The sequence below is a fragment of the Halobacterium wangiae genome, assembly GCF_021249345.1.
Lineage (GTDB): Archaea > Halobacteriota > Halobacteria > Halobacteriales > Halobacteriaceae > Halobacterium > Halobacterium wangiae.
Genome location: NZ_CP089588.1, coordinates 1,015,520 through 1,030,298 on the forward strand (window position 1 = coordinate 1,015,520; position 14,779 = coordinate 1,030,298).

18 protein-coding genes are annotated in these 14,779 nt (G+C 68.7%); 11 read left to right on the forward strand and 7 right to left on the reverse strand.

Annotated features, from left to right (window positions below):
- Nucleotides 1-84: 84 nt before the first annotated feature.
- From LT965_RS05585 to LT965_RS05600, 4 genes are all read left to right on the forward strand, one after another.
- The gene (locus LT965_RS05585) at nucleotides 85-480 is read left to right on the forward strand and encodes an ArsR/SmtB family transcription factor (protein ID WP_232703031.1); all 396 of its coding nucleotides are present in this window, start codon (nucleotides 85-87) and stop codon (nucleotides 478-480) included.
- On the forward strand, nucleotides 473-1,612 hold the full coding sequence (gene arsB / locus LT965_RS05590; RefSeq protein WP_269782713.1) for an ACR3 family arsenite efflux transporter: 1,140 nt from the start codon (nucleotides 473-475) through the stop codon (nucleotides 1,610-1,612). The genes LT965_RS05585 and arsB overlap by 8 nt, the downstream gene beginning before the upstream one ends.
- Before the next feature lie 167 nt (nucleotides 1,613-1,779).
- Complete coding sequence (locus tag LT965_RS05595; protein WP_232703614.1) at nucleotides 1,780-2,160, forward strand: arsenate reductase/protein-tyrosine-phosphatase family protein; 381 nt, start codon at nucleotides 1,780-1,782, stop codon at nucleotides 2,158-2,160.
- Nucleotides 2,161-2,289: 129 nt separating this feature from the next.
- Nucleotides 2,290-2,517: a hypothetical protein gene (locus LT965_RS05600; protein ID WP_232703032.1), complete on the forward strand. Its 228-nt coding sequence runs from the start codon at nucleotides 2,290-2,292 to the stop codon at nucleotides 2,515-2,517.
- Between the two features lie 108 nt (nucleotides 2,518-2,625).
- Here the strand turns inward: LT965_RS05600 and citZ are convergent, their stop codons facing one another.
- Complete coding sequence (gene citZ, locus LT965_RS05605; protein ID WP_232703033.1) at nucleotides 2,626-3,762, reverse strand: citrate synthase; 1,137 nt, start codon at nucleotides 3,760-3,762, stop codon at nucleotides 2,626-2,628.
- Between the two features lie 127 nt (nucleotides 3,763-3,889).
- On the opposite strand from citZ, the gene LT965_RS05610 reads away from it, so the two are divergent.
- Nucleotides 3,890-5,083 (forward strand): potassium channel family protein, encoded by a 1,194-nt coding sequence (locus tag LT965_RS05610; protein ID WP_232703034.1) that lies wholly within the window; start codon nucleotides 3,890-3,892, stop codon nucleotides 5,081-5,083.
- Here the strand turns inward: LT965_RS05610 and LT965_RS05615 are convergent.
- Together LT965_RS05615 and LT965_RS05620 are read right to left on the reverse strand one after the other, a co-directional pair.
- Nucleotides 5,080-5,676 carry a hypothetical protein gene (locus LT965_RS05615; protein WP_232703035.1) on the reverse strand — a complete coding sequence of 199 codons (597 nt, stop codon included), beginning with the start codon at nucleotides 5,674-5,676 and terminating at the stop codon, nucleotides 5,080-5,082. The two genes, LT965_RS05610 and LT965_RS05615, sit on opposite strands and share 4 nt — an antisense overlap.
- A gap of 50 nt (nucleotides 5,677-5,726) precedes the next feature.
- The gene (locus LT965_RS05620; RefSeq protein ID WP_232703036.1) at nucleotides 5,727-5,981 is read right to left on the reverse strand and encodes a DUF7536 family protein; all 255 of its coding nucleotides are present in this window, start codon (nucleotides 5,979-5,981) and stop codon (nucleotides 5,727-5,729) included.
- Between the two features lie 85 nt (nucleotides 5,982-6,066).
- Here LT965_RS05620 and LT965_RS05625 point away from each other — a divergent pair, with 85 nt between their 5' ends.
- Genes LT965_RS05625 through LT965_RS05635 form a run of 3 tightly spaced genes read left to right on the forward strand, consistent with a single transcriptional unit; the run spans nucleotide 6,067 to nucleotide 8,626 of the window.
- Entirely contained in the window at nucleotides 6,067-7,023 is a 957-nt protein-coding gene (locus LT965_RS05625) for a succinylglutamate desuccinylase/aspartoacylase family protein (RefSeq protein WP_232703037.1), read from the forward strand.
- On the forward strand, nucleotides 7,023-8,105 hold the full coding sequence (locus LT965_RS05630; protein ID WP_232703038.1) for a threonine synthase: 1,083 nt from the start codon (nucleotides 7,023-7,025) through the stop codon (nucleotides 8,103-8,105). The genes LT965_RS05625 and LT965_RS05630 overlap by 1 nt, the downstream gene beginning before the upstream one ends.
- The gene (locus tag LT965_RS05635; RefSeq protein WP_232703039.1) at nucleotides 8,102-8,626 is read left to right on the forward strand and encodes an NUDIX hydrolase; all 525 of its coding nucleotides are present in this window, start codon (nucleotides 8,102-8,104) and stop codon (nucleotides 8,624-8,626) included. Before LT965_RS05630 ends, LT965_RS05635 begins: the two co-directional genes overlap by 4 nt.
- On the opposite strand, the gene LT965_RS05640 is transcribed toward LT965_RS05635, so the two are convergent.
- A complete protein-coding gene (locus LT965_RS05640) occupies nucleotides 8,610-8,816 on the reverse strand; it encodes a DUF7511 domain-containing protein (RefSeq protein ID WP_232703040.1) in 207 nt (68 codons plus the stop codon). The genes LT965_RS05635 and LT965_RS05640 overlap by 17 nt on opposite strands.
- Before the next feature lie 93 nt (nucleotides 8,817-8,909).
- On the reverse strand, nucleotides 8,910-10,172 hold the full coding sequence (locus LT965_RS05645; protein WP_232703041.1) for a tRNA(Ile)(2)-agmatinylcytidine synthase: 1,263 nt from the start codon (nucleotides 10,170-10,172) through the stop codon (nucleotides 8,910-8,912).
- A gap of 140 nt (nucleotides 10,173-10,312) precedes the next feature.
- On the opposite strand from LT965_RS05645, the gene LT965_RS05650 reads away from it, so the two are divergent.
- The 3 genes from LT965_RS05650 (at nucleotide 10,313) to LT965_RS05660 (ending at nucleotide 12,832) form a co-directional block, all read left to right on the forward strand.
- Nucleotides 10,313-11,275, forward strand: a complete 963-nt coding sequence (locus tag LT965_RS05650; protein WP_232703042.1) for a transcriptional regulator — start codon at nucleotides 10,313-10,315, stop codon at nucleotides 11,273-11,275.
- A gap of 160 nt (nucleotides 11,276-11,435) precedes the next feature.
- On the forward strand, nucleotides 11,436-12,368 hold the full coding sequence (locus LT965_RS05655; RefSeq protein ID WP_232703043.1) for a methyl-accepting chemotaxis protein: 933 nt from the start codon (nucleotides 11,436-11,438) through the stop codon (nucleotides 12,366-12,368).
- 134 nt (nucleotides 12,369-12,502) lie between these two features.
- On the forward strand, nucleotides 12,503-12,832 hold the full coding sequence (locus LT965_RS05660) for a HalOD1 output domain-containing protein (RefSeq protein ID WP_232703044.1): 330 nt from the start codon (nucleotides 12,503-12,505) through the stop codon (nucleotides 12,830-12,832).
- A 73-nt stretch (nucleotides 12,833-12,905) separates the two neighbouring features.
- Here the strand turns inward: LT965_RS05660 and LT965_RS05665 are convergent, their stop codons facing one another.
- Both LT965_RS05665 and LT965_RS05670 read right to left on the reverse strand, forming a co-directional pair.
- Nucleotides 12,906-13,151, reverse strand: coding sequence for a glutathione S-transferase N-terminal domain-containing protein (locus LT965_RS05665; protein ID WP_232703045.1), 246 nt, complete (start codon nucleotides 13,149-13,151; stop codon nucleotides 12,906-12,908).
- A 56-nt stretch (nucleotides 13,152-13,207) separates the two neighbouring features.
- Nucleotides 13,208-14,644, reverse strand: a complete 1,437-nt coding sequence (locus tag LT965_RS05670; protein ID WP_232703046.1) for an NCS2 family permease — start codon at nucleotides 14,642-14,644, stop codon at nucleotides 13,208-13,210.
- Between the last annotated feature and the right edge of the window lie 135 nt (nucleotides 14,645-14,779).

Here is a 14,779-nt window from a genome sequence, read left to right on the forward strand (position 1 = left end):
CGTATCTACACCCAGGGAGCTAGATTCGGGTTCGAGACGCCCCGTTCGGAACAGTTAATTGAGAAAGTGTTCAATTGAACTACGATGGCACAAGCCACGGACAGATTACGCCGGTACCTCGACGACGAGCTCGGGGAGTGCCGGAGCGAGGACGTCGAGCAGCGACTCGACGAACTCGGCACGCTCGAGGCCGCACTCGGCTCGGCGCGCGTCGAGGCCGAACTCGACGTCCTGTCGGCGCTCGCCAACGAGACCCGGTACACGCTCGTGCGCGTGCTCGTCGCCGCCGGCGAGGAGCTCTGCGTCTGCGAACTCAACGCCGTCGTCGACGTGACCGAGAGCGGACTGAGCCACGCGCTGTCGGCGCTCGTCGACGCGGGGCTCGTCGAGGGCCGGAAGGACGGCCGCTGGAAGAAGTACCGCGCGACGAACCGCGCCGTCGCGCTCGTCACCGTCCTCGAGGGGAGCGTCAGTGAGTGAGGTCGCCCACGACCACGGGCCGGACTGCGGGTGTGCCGACTGCGGCGACCCGCGGTCGATGGACTTCCTCGACAGGTACCTCACCGTCTGGATCTTCGCCGCGATGGCGCTCGGCGTCGGCCTGGGCTTCGTCACGCCGTCGGTGACCGGGCCGATCCAGGACCTCCACCTCGTCGAGATCGGGCTCGTCGTGATGATGTACCCGCCGCTGGCGAAAGCGGACTACAGTCAGCTCCGGGCCGTGTTCAGCAACTGGCGCGTGCTCGGCCTGAGCCTCGTGCAGAACTGGCTCATCGGGCCGACGTTGATGTTCGGGCTCGCCGTCTTCTTCTTCGGCGGCCTCGTCCCCGGTCTGCCCGCTCGTCCCGAGTACTTCCTCGGCCTCGTGTTCATCGGAATGGCGCGCTGCATCGCGATGGTGCTCGTCTGGAACGAACTCGCGGAGGGGTCGACGGAGTACGTCACCGGCCTCGTCGCGTTCAACAGCCTCTTCCAGATCCTCACCTACGGCGTATACGTCTGGTTCTTCGCGCTGGTCCTTCCGCCGCTGCTCGGGATGGACGCGCTCGTCGCCGGCATCACGACCTTCGACGTCACCCCGGTGCAGGTGGTCGAGGCCATCGTCGTCTTCCTCGGCATCCCGTTCCTCGGGGGGTTCCTCACGCGCTACGTCGGCACCCGGGTGAAGAGCGAGCAGTGGTACGACGACGAGTTCGTCCCGAGAATCGACCCGCTGACGCTGGTCGCGCTGCTGTTCACCGTCGTCGTCATGTTCGCCACGCAGGGCGAGAATATCGTCGCCACCCCGGGCGACGTCCTGCTCATCGCGGTGCCACTCACCATCTACTTCGTCGTGATGTTCCTCGTCAGCTTCGGGATGGGACGGGGCATCGGCGCGGACTACTCCACGACCACCGCCATCGGCTTCACGGCCGCCTCGAACAACTTCGAACTCGCCATCGCCGTCGCCGTCGCCGTCTTCGGCGTCGGCTCCGGTGTCGCGTTCGCGACCGTCGTCGGTCCGCTCATCGAGGTCCCCGTCCTCCTCGCGCTCGTCAACGTCGCGCTGTACTTCCAGCGGCGCTACGACTGGAGCGCCCGCGGCGACGCCGCCACTCCAACCACCGATTGACCAACAATGTCCACTGACAACCCCACCGACGACCAGACCCGCGTCGTCGTCTGCGTGCAGAACGCCGTTTCACCCGCAGTGCGACGTGCTCTGCACGCCCGGCGAGGAGTGGTCGCGTGACCACCACCGTCGCCTTCGTCTGCGTGCAGAACGCCGGTCGCTCCCAGATGTCCGCCGCGTTCGCCGAGCGCGAAGTCGACCGCCGTGGCCTCGCCGACCGCGTCGAGATTCTCACCGGCGGCACTCACCCCGCCGACCACGTCCACGAAGGGGTCGTCGCGGCGATGGCCGACGCCGGCTTCGACCTCTCCGACCGGACGCCCCGCGAGATCCCACTCGACGAACTCCGAACCTGTGACTACGTCGCGACGATGGGCTGTTCGACCCTCAACGTCGACGAAGTGCGTGACGACGTCGACGTCCGCGACTGGGCGCTCGCCGACCCGGACGGCCAGGACCCCGAGGCAGTCCGGGAGATACGCGACGAGATCGAAGATCGAGTCGTTGCGCTGTTCGACGAACTGGAGCGGGAAGGCGTGACGGCGTAGCGGTCGACAGGAATCTGGCCGACCAGACGTCAGTGCGACGAATCCGGGTGGTCCGTCTGCCGAACGGCCCCGTGGACGTCACCCGCTCGGAACCAGTGTCTTTACGTGACGCTCGGCCGACAGCACCGAATGATGAGTCTGCCCTCCATCGTGTTCGGAGCGTTCACCCTGCTCCTCGGTGTCTACCTGTACCTGAACGCGGCGTGGGAGTTCGAGCAGAGCATGCGGCTCCACGGCGTCGACACCGACGCGATCGAGGCACGCGAGACCCAGTCAGGTGTCCGACGGAACCGACTGGGCGCCCTCGTCGTGGCCGTCTTCGGGGCGGGGTGGCTGGCCTGGGGACTGCTCGGGTGATCGTCGCTCGACGCTCGCCACTGGGCCGTACTCGGTGACCAGTTGGCGGGAACGGCGACGAAACGCGCGTCGACGACTGAGAGAGAGAAGAGCGTGAGAGTGTGCCGCCTACCGGTCGTTGATGCCCGGGAACTCCCGGTCCTCCTCGCCGACGTAGCGGGCGCGCGGCCGGATGAGGCGGTTGTCATCGTACTGCTCCAGGATGTGGCCGACCCAGCCGCCGACGCGGGACATCGCGAAGATGGGCGTGTAGATGTCGATCGGGATGCCCATCTGGTAGTACGTCGAGGCGGAGTAGAAGTCGACGTTCGGCGCGAGGCCCTTCTCCTTGGCCATGTACTCCTCGATGGTGGTGCTCATCTCGTACCACTTGGTGTCGCCAGCGGCCTCGCCGAGGTCCTCGGACTGCTCGCCGAGGATCTTCGCGCGCGGGTCCTTGACGTTGTAGACGCGGTGGCCGAAGCCAGCGACGCGCTTGCCCTCTTCGAGGGCGTTCTGCACCCACTCGAGGGGGTCCATGTCGCTGTCGTCGACCTCCTTCAGCATGCGCATCACGTTGGCGTTGGCGCCGCCGTGGAGGCTCCCGGAGAGCGTGCCGATGGCGGACGTGACCGCCGAGTGGACGTCCGCGAGCGTGCTTGCGGTGACCATCGAGGAGAACGTCGACGCGTTGAGGCCGTGGTCGGCGTGGAGCACGAGCGCCTGATCGAAGACGTCGGCGAGCACGTCGTCGGGCTCCTCGTCGTTGAGCATGTAGAGGAAGTTCGCCGCGTGGTCGAGGTCTTTCCGGGGTTCGACGACGTCGTCGCCGTTGCGGAGGCGCGTGAACGCCGCGACGATGGTCGGCACCTTCGCGGTGATGCGCTTGCCCTTCCGGAGGGTCGCCTCGCGGTCGGTCGGGTCGGCGTCCGCGTCCTCGTCGAAGGCGGAGAGTTCGGAGACGGCCGTGCGGAGCGCGGCCATCGGCCCCTCATCGGCGTCCGCGAGGTCGGCGACCAGCGAGAGGACGTCGTCGTCGACGGCGCGGTAGCCCGCCATCTCGTCGCGGAAGGCGTCCAGTTCCTCCCGGTTCGGGAGTCGGCCGTTCCAGAGGAGGTACAGCACCTCCTCGTAGCTGGCGTCCCGCGCCAGGTCCTCGATGGTGTAGCCGCGGTAGACGAGTTTCCCCGCGTCGCCGTCGATGTAACTGAGCTCGGACTCGGCGACGAGCACACCTTCGAGACCTTTCTTGAGTTCGTCTGCCATAGGTTGTGGTCCTCGGGGTCGCTCCTAATGGGTGTCGGTTTCTGGCGCGAACACGGGGGCCCCGCCCCCGTTTCCGGCCGACTACCCCACGCGAACGTTTTTCGCACGGGGGCCAGAACGTGTAGCCATGAGCGGTCGCGTCGAGTACGAACCCGCGAGCGTGAAAGCCCTCCTCGCGGAGATGAAAGACACCGCCGAACTCCTCATCGACCTCTCGTTCTCGGCGGTGCTCCACGGCAGCGACGACGTGGCAGCGGAGGTGCTGCGCCTCGAAGAACGCATGGACATCCTCCAGTTGCGCGCCCGGATGAGCCTCCTGATGGCCGCGCGCAACCCGGAGGACGCGGAGACGCTGGCGCCGGTCCTCGGCGTCGTCGGCGCCGCCGAGAAGATCAGCGACGCCGCGGGCGACGTCGCGAAGGTGGTCCTGGAGGACATCGGCGTCCCGGACGCGATGCGCGCGGCACTCCCGGAGGCCGTCGAGTCGCTGGTGCGTGCGGAACTCGCCCCCGATTCGCCGTACGCTGGCCGTACGCTCGGCGACGTGAACCTGGAGACAGAGACGGGTGTCCGCGTCATCGCGCTCCGGCGGGGCGGCGACTGGATCCTGAACCCCGACCGGGAGACCACCCTGCGGGCCGCGGACGTGCTCCTCCTGCGCGGCCCGGAGACGCGCGTCGACGCCGTCTTCGAGACGGCGACCGGCGAGCGCTACGAACACCCCGAACCCGTCGAACCCGACATCGAGGACCTCGAGCGCGCCGTCGACTCCGTGGTGCTGATGAAGAACATGAGCGAACTCGCGGTCGACCTCGCCTACGGCGCCGTCCTCTTCGACTCCGAGGACCTCGCCAGCGAGGTGGTCGAACTCGAGGCCGAGGTGGACGCGCTGAAGTCCCGCTTCGAGGCGTGGACGCTGCGGGCCGCAGGCCGCGTCGAGGACCCGGTGTCGCTGCGCGGCCTCGTCCACATCGCCACCTCGACGGAGGTCATCAGCGACGCCGCCCTCGAGATCAGCGAGGGTGTGCTGCGCGGCCTCGACACCCACGTCGTCGTCCAGGAGGCCGTTGGGGAGTCCGACGAGGTGCTCGTCCGGGTCGTCGTGGAGGGCGACAGCGAACTCGCGGGGACGACGCTCGGCGGCGAGCAGGTGGAGACGGAGACGGGGATGCGCGTCATCGCGGTGCGGCGGCCGGACGCCGACAGCGACGAGTGGGTCGTCCAGCCGAGTTCGGCGACGAACGTCGAGGCGGGCGACGTGCTGCTGGCAAAGGGGACGCGGGCGAGCGGCGACCGCCTGCGGACGCTCGCAGCAGGCTAGCGCAGCGCCTTCCGCTCGGCGACGACGGCGCGTAGCGCGAGGTCCGGCAGCGGCACCGCGAGGTAGTCGCGGCCGTCGTCGTAGCCCGTCACCGTCACCATCGACGTCTCCGACGTCTCGAAGCGGAGTTCGAAGCCCGCCGGGTCCTCGGTGGTCCGCGCGGTCGTGACGCGGTTCACGATGCCGTCCTCGACCAGTCGCTTCCGGCGCTCGGCGAGTCCGGCGGCGACGTCGGCGTCGACGCCGAGCGCGTCGTAGCCGTCGTCGCTCCCCCGGACCCGGGAGAGCAGGCCGCCGCTCTCCGGTGGTTCGACGCCGGAGCGAGCGTAGACGTGGCCGTCCTCGCGGAACACCACGAGGCGGGCGGTGCAGTTCTCGCCCGCGAAGCCGACATCGCACGTGAACGTGTAGCGCTTCTCAGCGTGGTCGGTGGACTCGACATCGAAGCGGTGACCGCCCGGGGACTTCTCGGCTCCCCTGAGCGGCGCGAGCACGCCCGCGACGACGGCCGACGGCGTCGGTAGTCCATCGCCACCGTCGCCGTCGTCGCCCATCGCCGCAGCGAGGCGCGTCGGGAAGTCGTCGTCCGCCATCTGCCAGATGGAACGCGTCCGCGTACAATAGGTTTACTTCTGGAAAGTAACTAGTCGAGGGACCGCGAGAGGCGGTAGGCGGCGCCCAGCGTGAACACGAGCGTCGCCAGGAGGCCCACGGTGAACGCGAGCACGAGGCCGAGCGCAATCAGGTACGGCGAGGCGTACGGCGACCCGCCCGAGGAGACGACGAACAGGTAGTACGTCCCGACGGCGACGAGAAGCCCCACGAGGAACCCGCGTTTCGCCTGCGTCGCCACGTCGAGCGCGCGCACGAAGTTGTCGACACCGGGCCGCTCGGACATACCCGTGCGTTGTGACGGATTCGGGAAAGCCTCGTCGGTTCCGGGACCGAATCGCTCAAGGCCCAGCCCACGCCTTCTGTACGTAATGACTACGCTCGGCACGGCGTCCGCGGCCCCCGGGGAGCTCGACACGGGTCGGCTCACCGTCGGCGAGACCCGGGACGGCACCGCGGTCGGCCTCCCGGTCGCGGTCGTCAACGGCGAACGCGACGGGAAGACCCTCTACGTGCAGGCCGCCAGCGACGGCGACGAACTCAACGGCGTCGGCGTCGTGCGCCGCGTCGTCCCGCAGCTCGACCCCTCGGAGCTCGCGGGCGAGGTGCTCGTCGTCGGCATCACGAACTACCACGCCTTCCAGGTGGGCGAACACCGCAACCCCATCGACGACACGAAGCTGAACCGCGCCTACCCGGGGAAGGCCAACGGCTCCTCCTCCGAGCGCATCGCCCACGCGACGTTCTCGGCGGCCGAGAACGCCGACCTCATCCTGGACCTCCACCAGGGCTCGACCTCCCGGATGATCAACGAGGTGCGGGTGCGCTGTGGCCGCCACCACCGCCTCCACGGCGACTGCCTCGAACTCGCGAAGGTGTTCGGCTGCGGCCACGTCCTCGACCAGAAGGGGCCGGAGGGCCAGCTCGCCCGCGCCGGCCCCGACGAGGGCATCCCGACCGTCGACCCCGAACTCGGCGGCTGCGTCGGCCTCGATGAGGAGTCAGTCCAGTACGGCGTCGACGGCGTGTTCAACGTCCTCGAGTACTACGGCTTCCTCGACGGCGACGTCGAAACCCAGCCACAGACCCGCGCGAAGGAGTTCGACCGCTACGGCTCGCCGGTCGGCGGCCTCGTCCAGTTCAAACCGGAACTCGGCGAGGCGGTCGAGTCCGGCGACACGCTGTTCGAAGTGACGGACGTCTTCGGCACGCTGAAGGCCACCGTCACGGCCGACGACGACGGCATCTTCTGGCGCACCTGTCGGCTCCCGCAGGTCGCCACCGGGGAGTACGTCTGCTCCGTAGGCACCGACGTCGATACCTACTGATGACGACCAATCTCGACTGTCGTTCCTGTGGTCGAACGTACGAGTCCGGCCCGGACGAGCCGTGGCGCTGCGACTGCGGCCACACGCTGGACTTCGCCGAACGACCGCTCCCTGACAGCGACGACCCGGACGTCGACCCGCGGGAGGGACTGTGGGCGTTCTCGGAGTTCCTGCCGGTCGGACGGGAGGTGACCCTCGGCGAGGGGTGGACGCCGCTGGCCGACGCACCCCACTGGGACGCGGAGTTCAAACTCGACTACGTGTTCCCCTCCGGGAGTTTCAAGGACCGCGGCGCGGCGCTGACGCTCTCGCGGGCGGCGGAACTCGGCGTCGAGCGCGTCGTCGAGGACTCCTCGGGGAACGCGGGCGCGGCCATCGCGCAGTACGCCGCGCGAGCGGGCATCGACGCCGACATCTACGTGCCCGCGGACGCCAAGCAGTCGAAACTCGACGCAATCGAGGCGGCGGGCGCGACGCCCGTGCGCGTCGAGGGGACACGCCAGGACGTGACCGACGCCTGCGTCCGCGAAGCCGTCGGCGGCGACGCGTGGTACGCGAGTCACGCGTGGAACCCGGCGTTCTTCGCTGGCACGTCGACGTTCGCACTCGAACTCGCCTACCAGCGCGACTGGGACGTGCCTGACGCGGTCGTGCTGCCGCTCGGCCACGGCACGCTGTTCCTCGGCGCCTCCCGCGGGTTCCGAGCGCTCCGCGACGCCGGCTGGACAGACGAGGTGCCCCGCCTGCTCGGCGTGCAGGCCTCGGGCGTCGCGCCGATCGTCGAGGAACTCCACAGACCCGAGCGGGCCGGGACGAACGACGTCGCCGACGGCATCCAGATCCGCGAGCCAGCACGGCGAGACGAGATTCTCGAAGCCATCGAGGCGACAGGCGGCGACGCGATCGCCTGCGACGCCGACACGACTGGCGACGCGCTCGGGGCGCTCCACGAGCGCGGCTTCTACGTCGAACCGACGAGCGCCGTAGGCGTGGCTGGGCTCGAAGCGTACCGCGAACGCGGCGAACTCGCGTCGGACGACGACGTGGTCGTCGCGCTGACCGGGAGCGGGCTGAAGACGTGATTCCGTCGTTCTGTCCCCAGTGCGGGACCGAGCTCGGCGAGCGACGCATCGAGGGACGCGACCGCAAGTGGTGCGGGTCCTGCGAGCGGCCCGTCTACCGGAATGCGGTGCCCTGCGCGGGCGTCACGGTGCTCGACGGCGACCGGGTGCTGCTCGTCCAGCGGACGGCGCCGCCTGGCGAGGGGGAGTGGTCGATTCCCGCCGGCCACCTAGAGGTCGAGGAGGAGCCCCGCGTGGGGGCGGCGCGAGAGCTGAAGGAGGAGACCGGGCTCTCTATCGACCCCGCGGCGCTGACGCTCCTGGAGACGGCCCAGCTCGATTCTCTCGGGGAGAAACACGTCGTCTCGGTCGGGTACGCGGCGAGTGTCGCCGACGTGACCGGGACGCCGGAGGCGGGGTCGGACGCGGCGGCCGTCGAGTGGGTGCCCCTGGACGGCCTCGCGGAGCGGCCGCTCCGGCCACACGTCGAGCAGAGAGTGAGGGTGCGGTTCGCGCGCTGGCCGACTAGCGGATCGTCTTGAGGTCGACGAACGCGTCGTCGGCGGCGGTCACCCAGGTGGTGACCAGTTCGTCGGCGGGGGCGTGGGCGGGGAACAGGGTGCACTCCTCCCGTCCGTCCTGGGACTCGATGCGGGCGAGGAGCCGGGACGAGGCGCCGTCGCTGCTGACGCCCTGTGCGGGGTCGGGGTGGGTGCGGTGTCCACCGTTCATGGTTCCAGCTACGTCCGGTAGTGAATAAAGTGTTGTGGTACGGTGCCACGAGTTCGCAAAGGGACCCGGCGAGTGAGACTCGCCCGCCTCGAACTACCGCTCCGGGTGGACTGGAGCGTCCCACTCGCCGCGGACGAGTGGTCTGGCGACGTGCCGGCGGGCACACGGCGGTACCTCGTACCAGCCGACCTCGAGGTCTCGGTCGAGGGGGCGGGGCACCTTGCCGGCGGCGTCGGTGCCACAGTCGCGACAGCGGTAACCCTGGCCGGCGCCCGCGCTCTCCATCCGGTTGCCACAGGACGGGCAGGTCGGCGTCTCCCGCGCGGTCGTGACGAGGTCGCGGACCGCGAACTTCTCCAGTTTGAGCGTGCCGTCGCTCACCTCGCCACAGACCGTGAGGTAGTCCCCGGGGACGAGCGCACGCACCCGGTCGCGGAAGCGCTTCGTGGGTTCGAAGGCGGCACACTGGATTCGCTCGCCGTCGGCCTCGACGGGGACGAAGACGTGGCCGCCGCGACGGGTCTCGGGGTCGCCGGCGACCGTCACGTCGACGCGGTAGGCGCGGCCGTCCTGGACGTCCGAGAGGTCGGCGTCCGCGAGGTGGGCGTCGGTACCCTGGTTCGTCACGAACAGGGCGCTCGCGTGGACTGGTTCGCTGTCGATTTCGTCGGCGACCCACGCGACCGTCTCCGGGTCGTCGCCGCGGATACCGTAGAGGATGGGGCCGGGCGTGTGTGGGACGCAGACGGTCTCGCCCTCCCCCCGGTCGACGGTGTCCCAGGCGTCCGGGTAGGCGGCGTCCGCGGCCGCGAACACGCTGTCGGCGTCGACGCGGCGTTCGGTCCCCCAGCGCTCGGGGTCGCGGTAGTCGATGCGCTCGTAGGTCCAGTCGTCGAAGGCCGTCCACGCACCCACCGCCGCGAGCGCACCCATCACGCCGCGGCCGTTCCCCCAGCCAGCGGTGTCGTAGCCGTGGGCTGCCGCCAGCGAGTGAGCCTCCTCCGGGTCGAGGTGTTCGCGCATCGCTCGCGCGGCGAACTCGGCGACCGCGGCGGGCGCCTCGACCTCGTGAGCGACGACGACCCCAGGGTTCGTCCGTGGGTCGTCGGTCTCGGCGGTCGCCGCGACCACGTCCGTCGCGACCTCGAAGGCGACGGCGGGGTCGACGTCCGCGTGGACCGCGAGTGCGGCGTTCCCGCGGGTCTTGTACTCGACGGCGGGGTTGAGGCGGACGAGCAGCAGGCGCTCGACGCTGGCGCCGCGTTCGCGCAGTCGCTGCGCGACGAGGTGGGCGGCGTACGTCGTACACATCCCGCGCTCGCGGGAGTCCGTGTCGTCGAGCGCAACGACGGTCATCCCCTCGACGTACGTCCCCGGAACGTTTCGCGTTTCCGGTCCGGGCGGGTGGCGATACTCGTCGGAGTGGCCCGAAATCGCGCGGGAGCGCGGGTTTCCCGGCACAACGCATATATGTGGTCACCGGCTTACGTCCCCGTATGTCACGGTCGGCACTCATCGAGAACGTCACCGCGATGCTCGGGGACGCGGGGTTCACGGTGAGCGACCGCTGTGCAACCCGACCGAAGAGCTTCGACGTCGCGGCGCGGCGCGGCGACAACGTCGTGCTCGTGAAGATCCTCGGCAACATCGACGCCTTCGACGGTGAGACGGGCGCCGAGATGCGCCGCATCGGGAGCTACCTGCAGGCCACGCCGATGGTCATCGGCCTCCGCACTCGCGACGAGGAGCTGAAACCCGGCGTCGTCTACTTCCGGCACGGCGTCCCCGTGCTCAGCCCGGACACCGCGATGGACTTCTTCGTCGAGGGCGTCCCGCCGCTCATCTACGCGGCCCCGGGCGGCCTCTACGTCAACATCGACGGCGACGTGCTCGCGGACCGGCGCAAGAACGAGGAGCTGAGCCTCGGCCAGCTCGCGAACGAACTCGGCGTCTCCCGGCGCACCGTCTCGAAGTACGAGGACGGGATGAACGCCAGCATCGAGGTGGCGATGGCGCTCGAGGAGCTGTTCGGCGGCGACCTCACTGCGCCCGTCTCCGTGATGGACGGGGCAGAGGAGGTCCGGGACGCCGACCCCACGCCAGAGGACCCCGAGGCCGCGCCCGAGGACGTGCCCGTGTTGAGCGTGCTCGCGCGCGTCGGCTTCGAGGTGCACCCGACGCTCCGGGCGCCGTTCAAGGCCGTTGGCGAGGACCTCTCGCGGGCAGACCGCCTGCTCACCGGCCACTCCGCGTTCACGGAGGCCGCCGTCAAGCGCGCCCGCATCATGAGTTCGCTCGGCGAGGTCACGCACACGCGAGCAGTGTACGTCGTCGACGAGGCGAGTCGCGAGTCCATCGACGGCACCGCCATCGTCGAGCGCGAGGAGCTCGAGGACGTCGAGGAGGCCGAGGAGTTCCGCGACCTGCTGGCCGGCCGCGGCGACCCCCAGGAAGCCTGACGACAGCGTTCACTTCTGCTGACACGAGTTCGCAGTCCGGGGTGAAGCGGCAATCATTTCCGAATCCGTGCCGTCTCGGACGTTGAAGAAATTAGAGAGGAGCTATCAGCACTGATAGTCCCGGGCGAACAGTTATGGGCGGAACCGGGCACCTGTCGGTATGCCTGCAGACGGCGAGCAACTCGCATCTGACGCTATCGACACGGACGTGACAGACGACCTCGCGGAGACCGACGACGTCGAGGACGAGAACGTCGCCGACATCAAAGAGTCGCTGCTCGAACTGTACCGGTCCTCCGAGGAGATCGCCGCGAGCATCAACGAGATCGACGCGCTCTCGGACGAGCAGAGCGAGGGGATGGACCAGGTCGCCTCCGAGGTCACGGAACTCAGCGCGGCCATCGAGCAGGTGGCGGCGTCCGCCGAACAGGTGTCCAGCGCGAGCAGGCAGGCCCGGACGAACGCCGACGAGAGCCAGGCGGCCGCCGAGGAGGTACTTGACTCGATGGAGCGCGTCCAGAACGCCACCGAGTCGGTCGCCGGGGACGTCCGAACCATCCGGGACGGCGTCGAGCACATCGACAGCGTCGTCGAGGTCATCAACGACATCGCCGACCAGACGAACCTGCTGGCGCTCAACGCCAGCATCGAGGCCGCACGCGCCGGCGAGGCGGGCGCCGGCTTCTCCGTGGTCGCCGACGAGATCAAGGAACTGGCGGCAGAGTCCCAGGACCAGGCCGGCGAGATCGAGGAGATGGTGGCGTCCATCCAGACCGACGCCGAGTCCGCCGTCGAGAACCTCGACGAGAACACGGGCGTCGTCGACGAGGGGATCGAACAGGTCGCTACCGCGATGGACAAACTCGACGACATCTCTGGGGCGGTCCGCGAGGTGTCCCTGGGCATCGAGGAGGTGGCAACGGCGACCGACCAGCAGGCCGCCAGCGCGGAGGAGGTGTCCGCGATGGTGAAACAGACCGCCCAGAACGCCGAGGAGATCAGCGCGGAGACGACGGACATCGCGGCAGCCATCCAGGAGCAGACGGCGATGGTCGACGACGTCAACAACGAACTGACGGACATCGACGAGTAAGCCGACGGCGGGCGGGTACGGTGCCGTCGCGCCACCACGCTGTCCACGTTCAGCTTGCGTCGACGTTGTTACCAGCTACCGGTACAATGGTCACGAAAGTTATATTTAGGGCAGTCTCGCAGTACAGTGCGTAGATGTCGGGTACCAACGTCAGAGAGCACGCGGACGAGGCACACGATTCAGGGGCGAGTTCTTCGGTCTCCAGTTCTGTCACCACGACGTACGACTGGGCGAACGTCGAACCGACGACCGCGGTCGTCGAGACCACTGCGGCTGCGACGGGCCGCGAGCCGACCGACCTCGACGTCCTCCACGAGGCCGTCGACACGGGGGCGTTGAACGCGTTCCTCCGGTCGAGTCGGGCGGACGGCGACGAGGACCTCCGCATCTCCTTCGACTACCAGGGCTGTACGGTGATCGCGCGACAGGGTGGCCGCGTCACGGTGTACCCGGTCGACGGCTGAGTCGCTACTGTCCTGTCCGCAGTTCTACGGGATCGACGTCACCAGACGGCGGGCCGCTGGGAGAAGCAGCGTGCTACGAGCCGTACGTCTCCTCGAGGTACGCCACGATGTCGTCGCTCTCCGGCATCCCCTCGACGCCGTGTTCGGTGTCGACGAGGACGGGAACGCCAGTCTGGCCGCTGACGGCCTCCACCTCGTCGCGTTCGGCGTGCGAGCCGGGGACGCTGTGTCGCTCGTAGTCGAGACCGAGTTCGTCGAGTTTCGTCTCGACTTTCGCGCAGTACGGACAGCCGTCGAGTGCGTACAGTTCGAGTGCCATACTCGCGTGTAGACACGTCTCACTGAAGAATTCGGTGGTCGAAGCGGGGAGGACCGCTACACCGCGGCCGAGAGCACGCCGCTGGTGCGGACGTAGAAGTAGACGATGAACAGCCCGGCGAGCACCCACTGACCGACGTGAACGTCGTCCCACTCGCCCACAGCGCCCTTGACGATGGGGTAGGAGACGATGCCGGCCGCGAGGCCGTACGCGATGGAGAACGTGAACGGCATCACGAAGACGGTGAGCGCGGCGGGGATGGCGTACGTGACGTCCTGCCACGCGATCTCGGCGACGTTCGCGAGCATGATGATGCCGACGACGACGAGCACGAGGTGGCTCGCGTACGTCGGGATGGCGACGGCCAGCGGGACGACGGCCAGGCTGAGGACGAACAGCACGGCGACGACGAGCGCCGTCAGCCCGGTGCGACCGCCCTCCTCGACGCCGGTGGCGGACTCGATGTACGTCGTGACGGTGGACGTGCCGAGCATCCCGCCAACGGTGGTGCCGATGGCGTCAGCCATCAGCGGCTTGTCGATGTCGGGGAGGTTGCCGTCCTCGTCGAGGAAGCCGGCGGCCTGCCCGACGCCGGTGAGCGTGCCGGCAGTGTCGAAGAAGTCCACGAAGAAGAACGTGAAGACGATGAGCGCGAACGACACGCCCTCGATGTTCTCGAGGCCGGTCACGAACGCGCCGGCCAGCGGCGTGATGTCGTAGCTGGCGGCGTTGTAGGTGATGGGCGCGTCGGGGACCAGCGGCACCGGCGACTGAAGGGTGGCGCCGTAGATCTCCGTGGCCTTCGCGGCCGGGTATGCGGCGTAGTCGAGTGCGCTGGCGGCGTAACCGAGCAGACTCGTCGCGATGATGCCGACGACGATGCTTCCGGTGACGCCGCGGGCGTACAGCGCCAGTGTCAACAGCAGTCCGACGACGCTGACGATGGCGACGGGGTCGCTCGCGAACACCGGGCTGAACCCGACGAAGGTGGCGGGGTCGCCGACGACGACCCGCATCTCCTGCAGTCCGATGATGGCGAGGAAGAGTCCGATACCCGCTCCGACGGCGAGTTTGACGGGCTCGGGGAACAGTTTGATGATGTACTCGCGGGCGCCGACGGCGGTGAGCGCGATGAAGATGACGCCCTCCACGACGACGGCGGCGAGTGCGGTCTGCCAGGCGACGCCGAGGCCGAGGACGACCGTGTACGCGAAGAACGCGTTGAGGCCGAGGCCGGGCGCCTGCGCGAACGGTCTGTTGGCGTACAGCGCCATCACGAGCGTCGCCGTGGCGGCGGCGATCAGCGTGACGACCGCGATCATCTGGAACGTGCGCTCCGGACCGATACCGTCGATCTGGATGGCGTCCGCAAGGATGACCGGGTTGACGACGACGATGTAGGACATCGTCAGGAACGTGGTGATGCCGGCGATCAGTTCGGTACTGACGTCCGTGTCGTGTTCGTCGAGTGCGAAGTAGTCAGCGAGCCCCATGATGCACGTTCGAGCACATCGGCACCAGAGTATTAAGCATTGTTATGCACGTTCGTCCTTCGTGCATCCCAACACGTTCTAGAGGGCGAGGATGAGCACAGGCGTGTACAGAATCGGCCGATCTGCGGGGTCGAG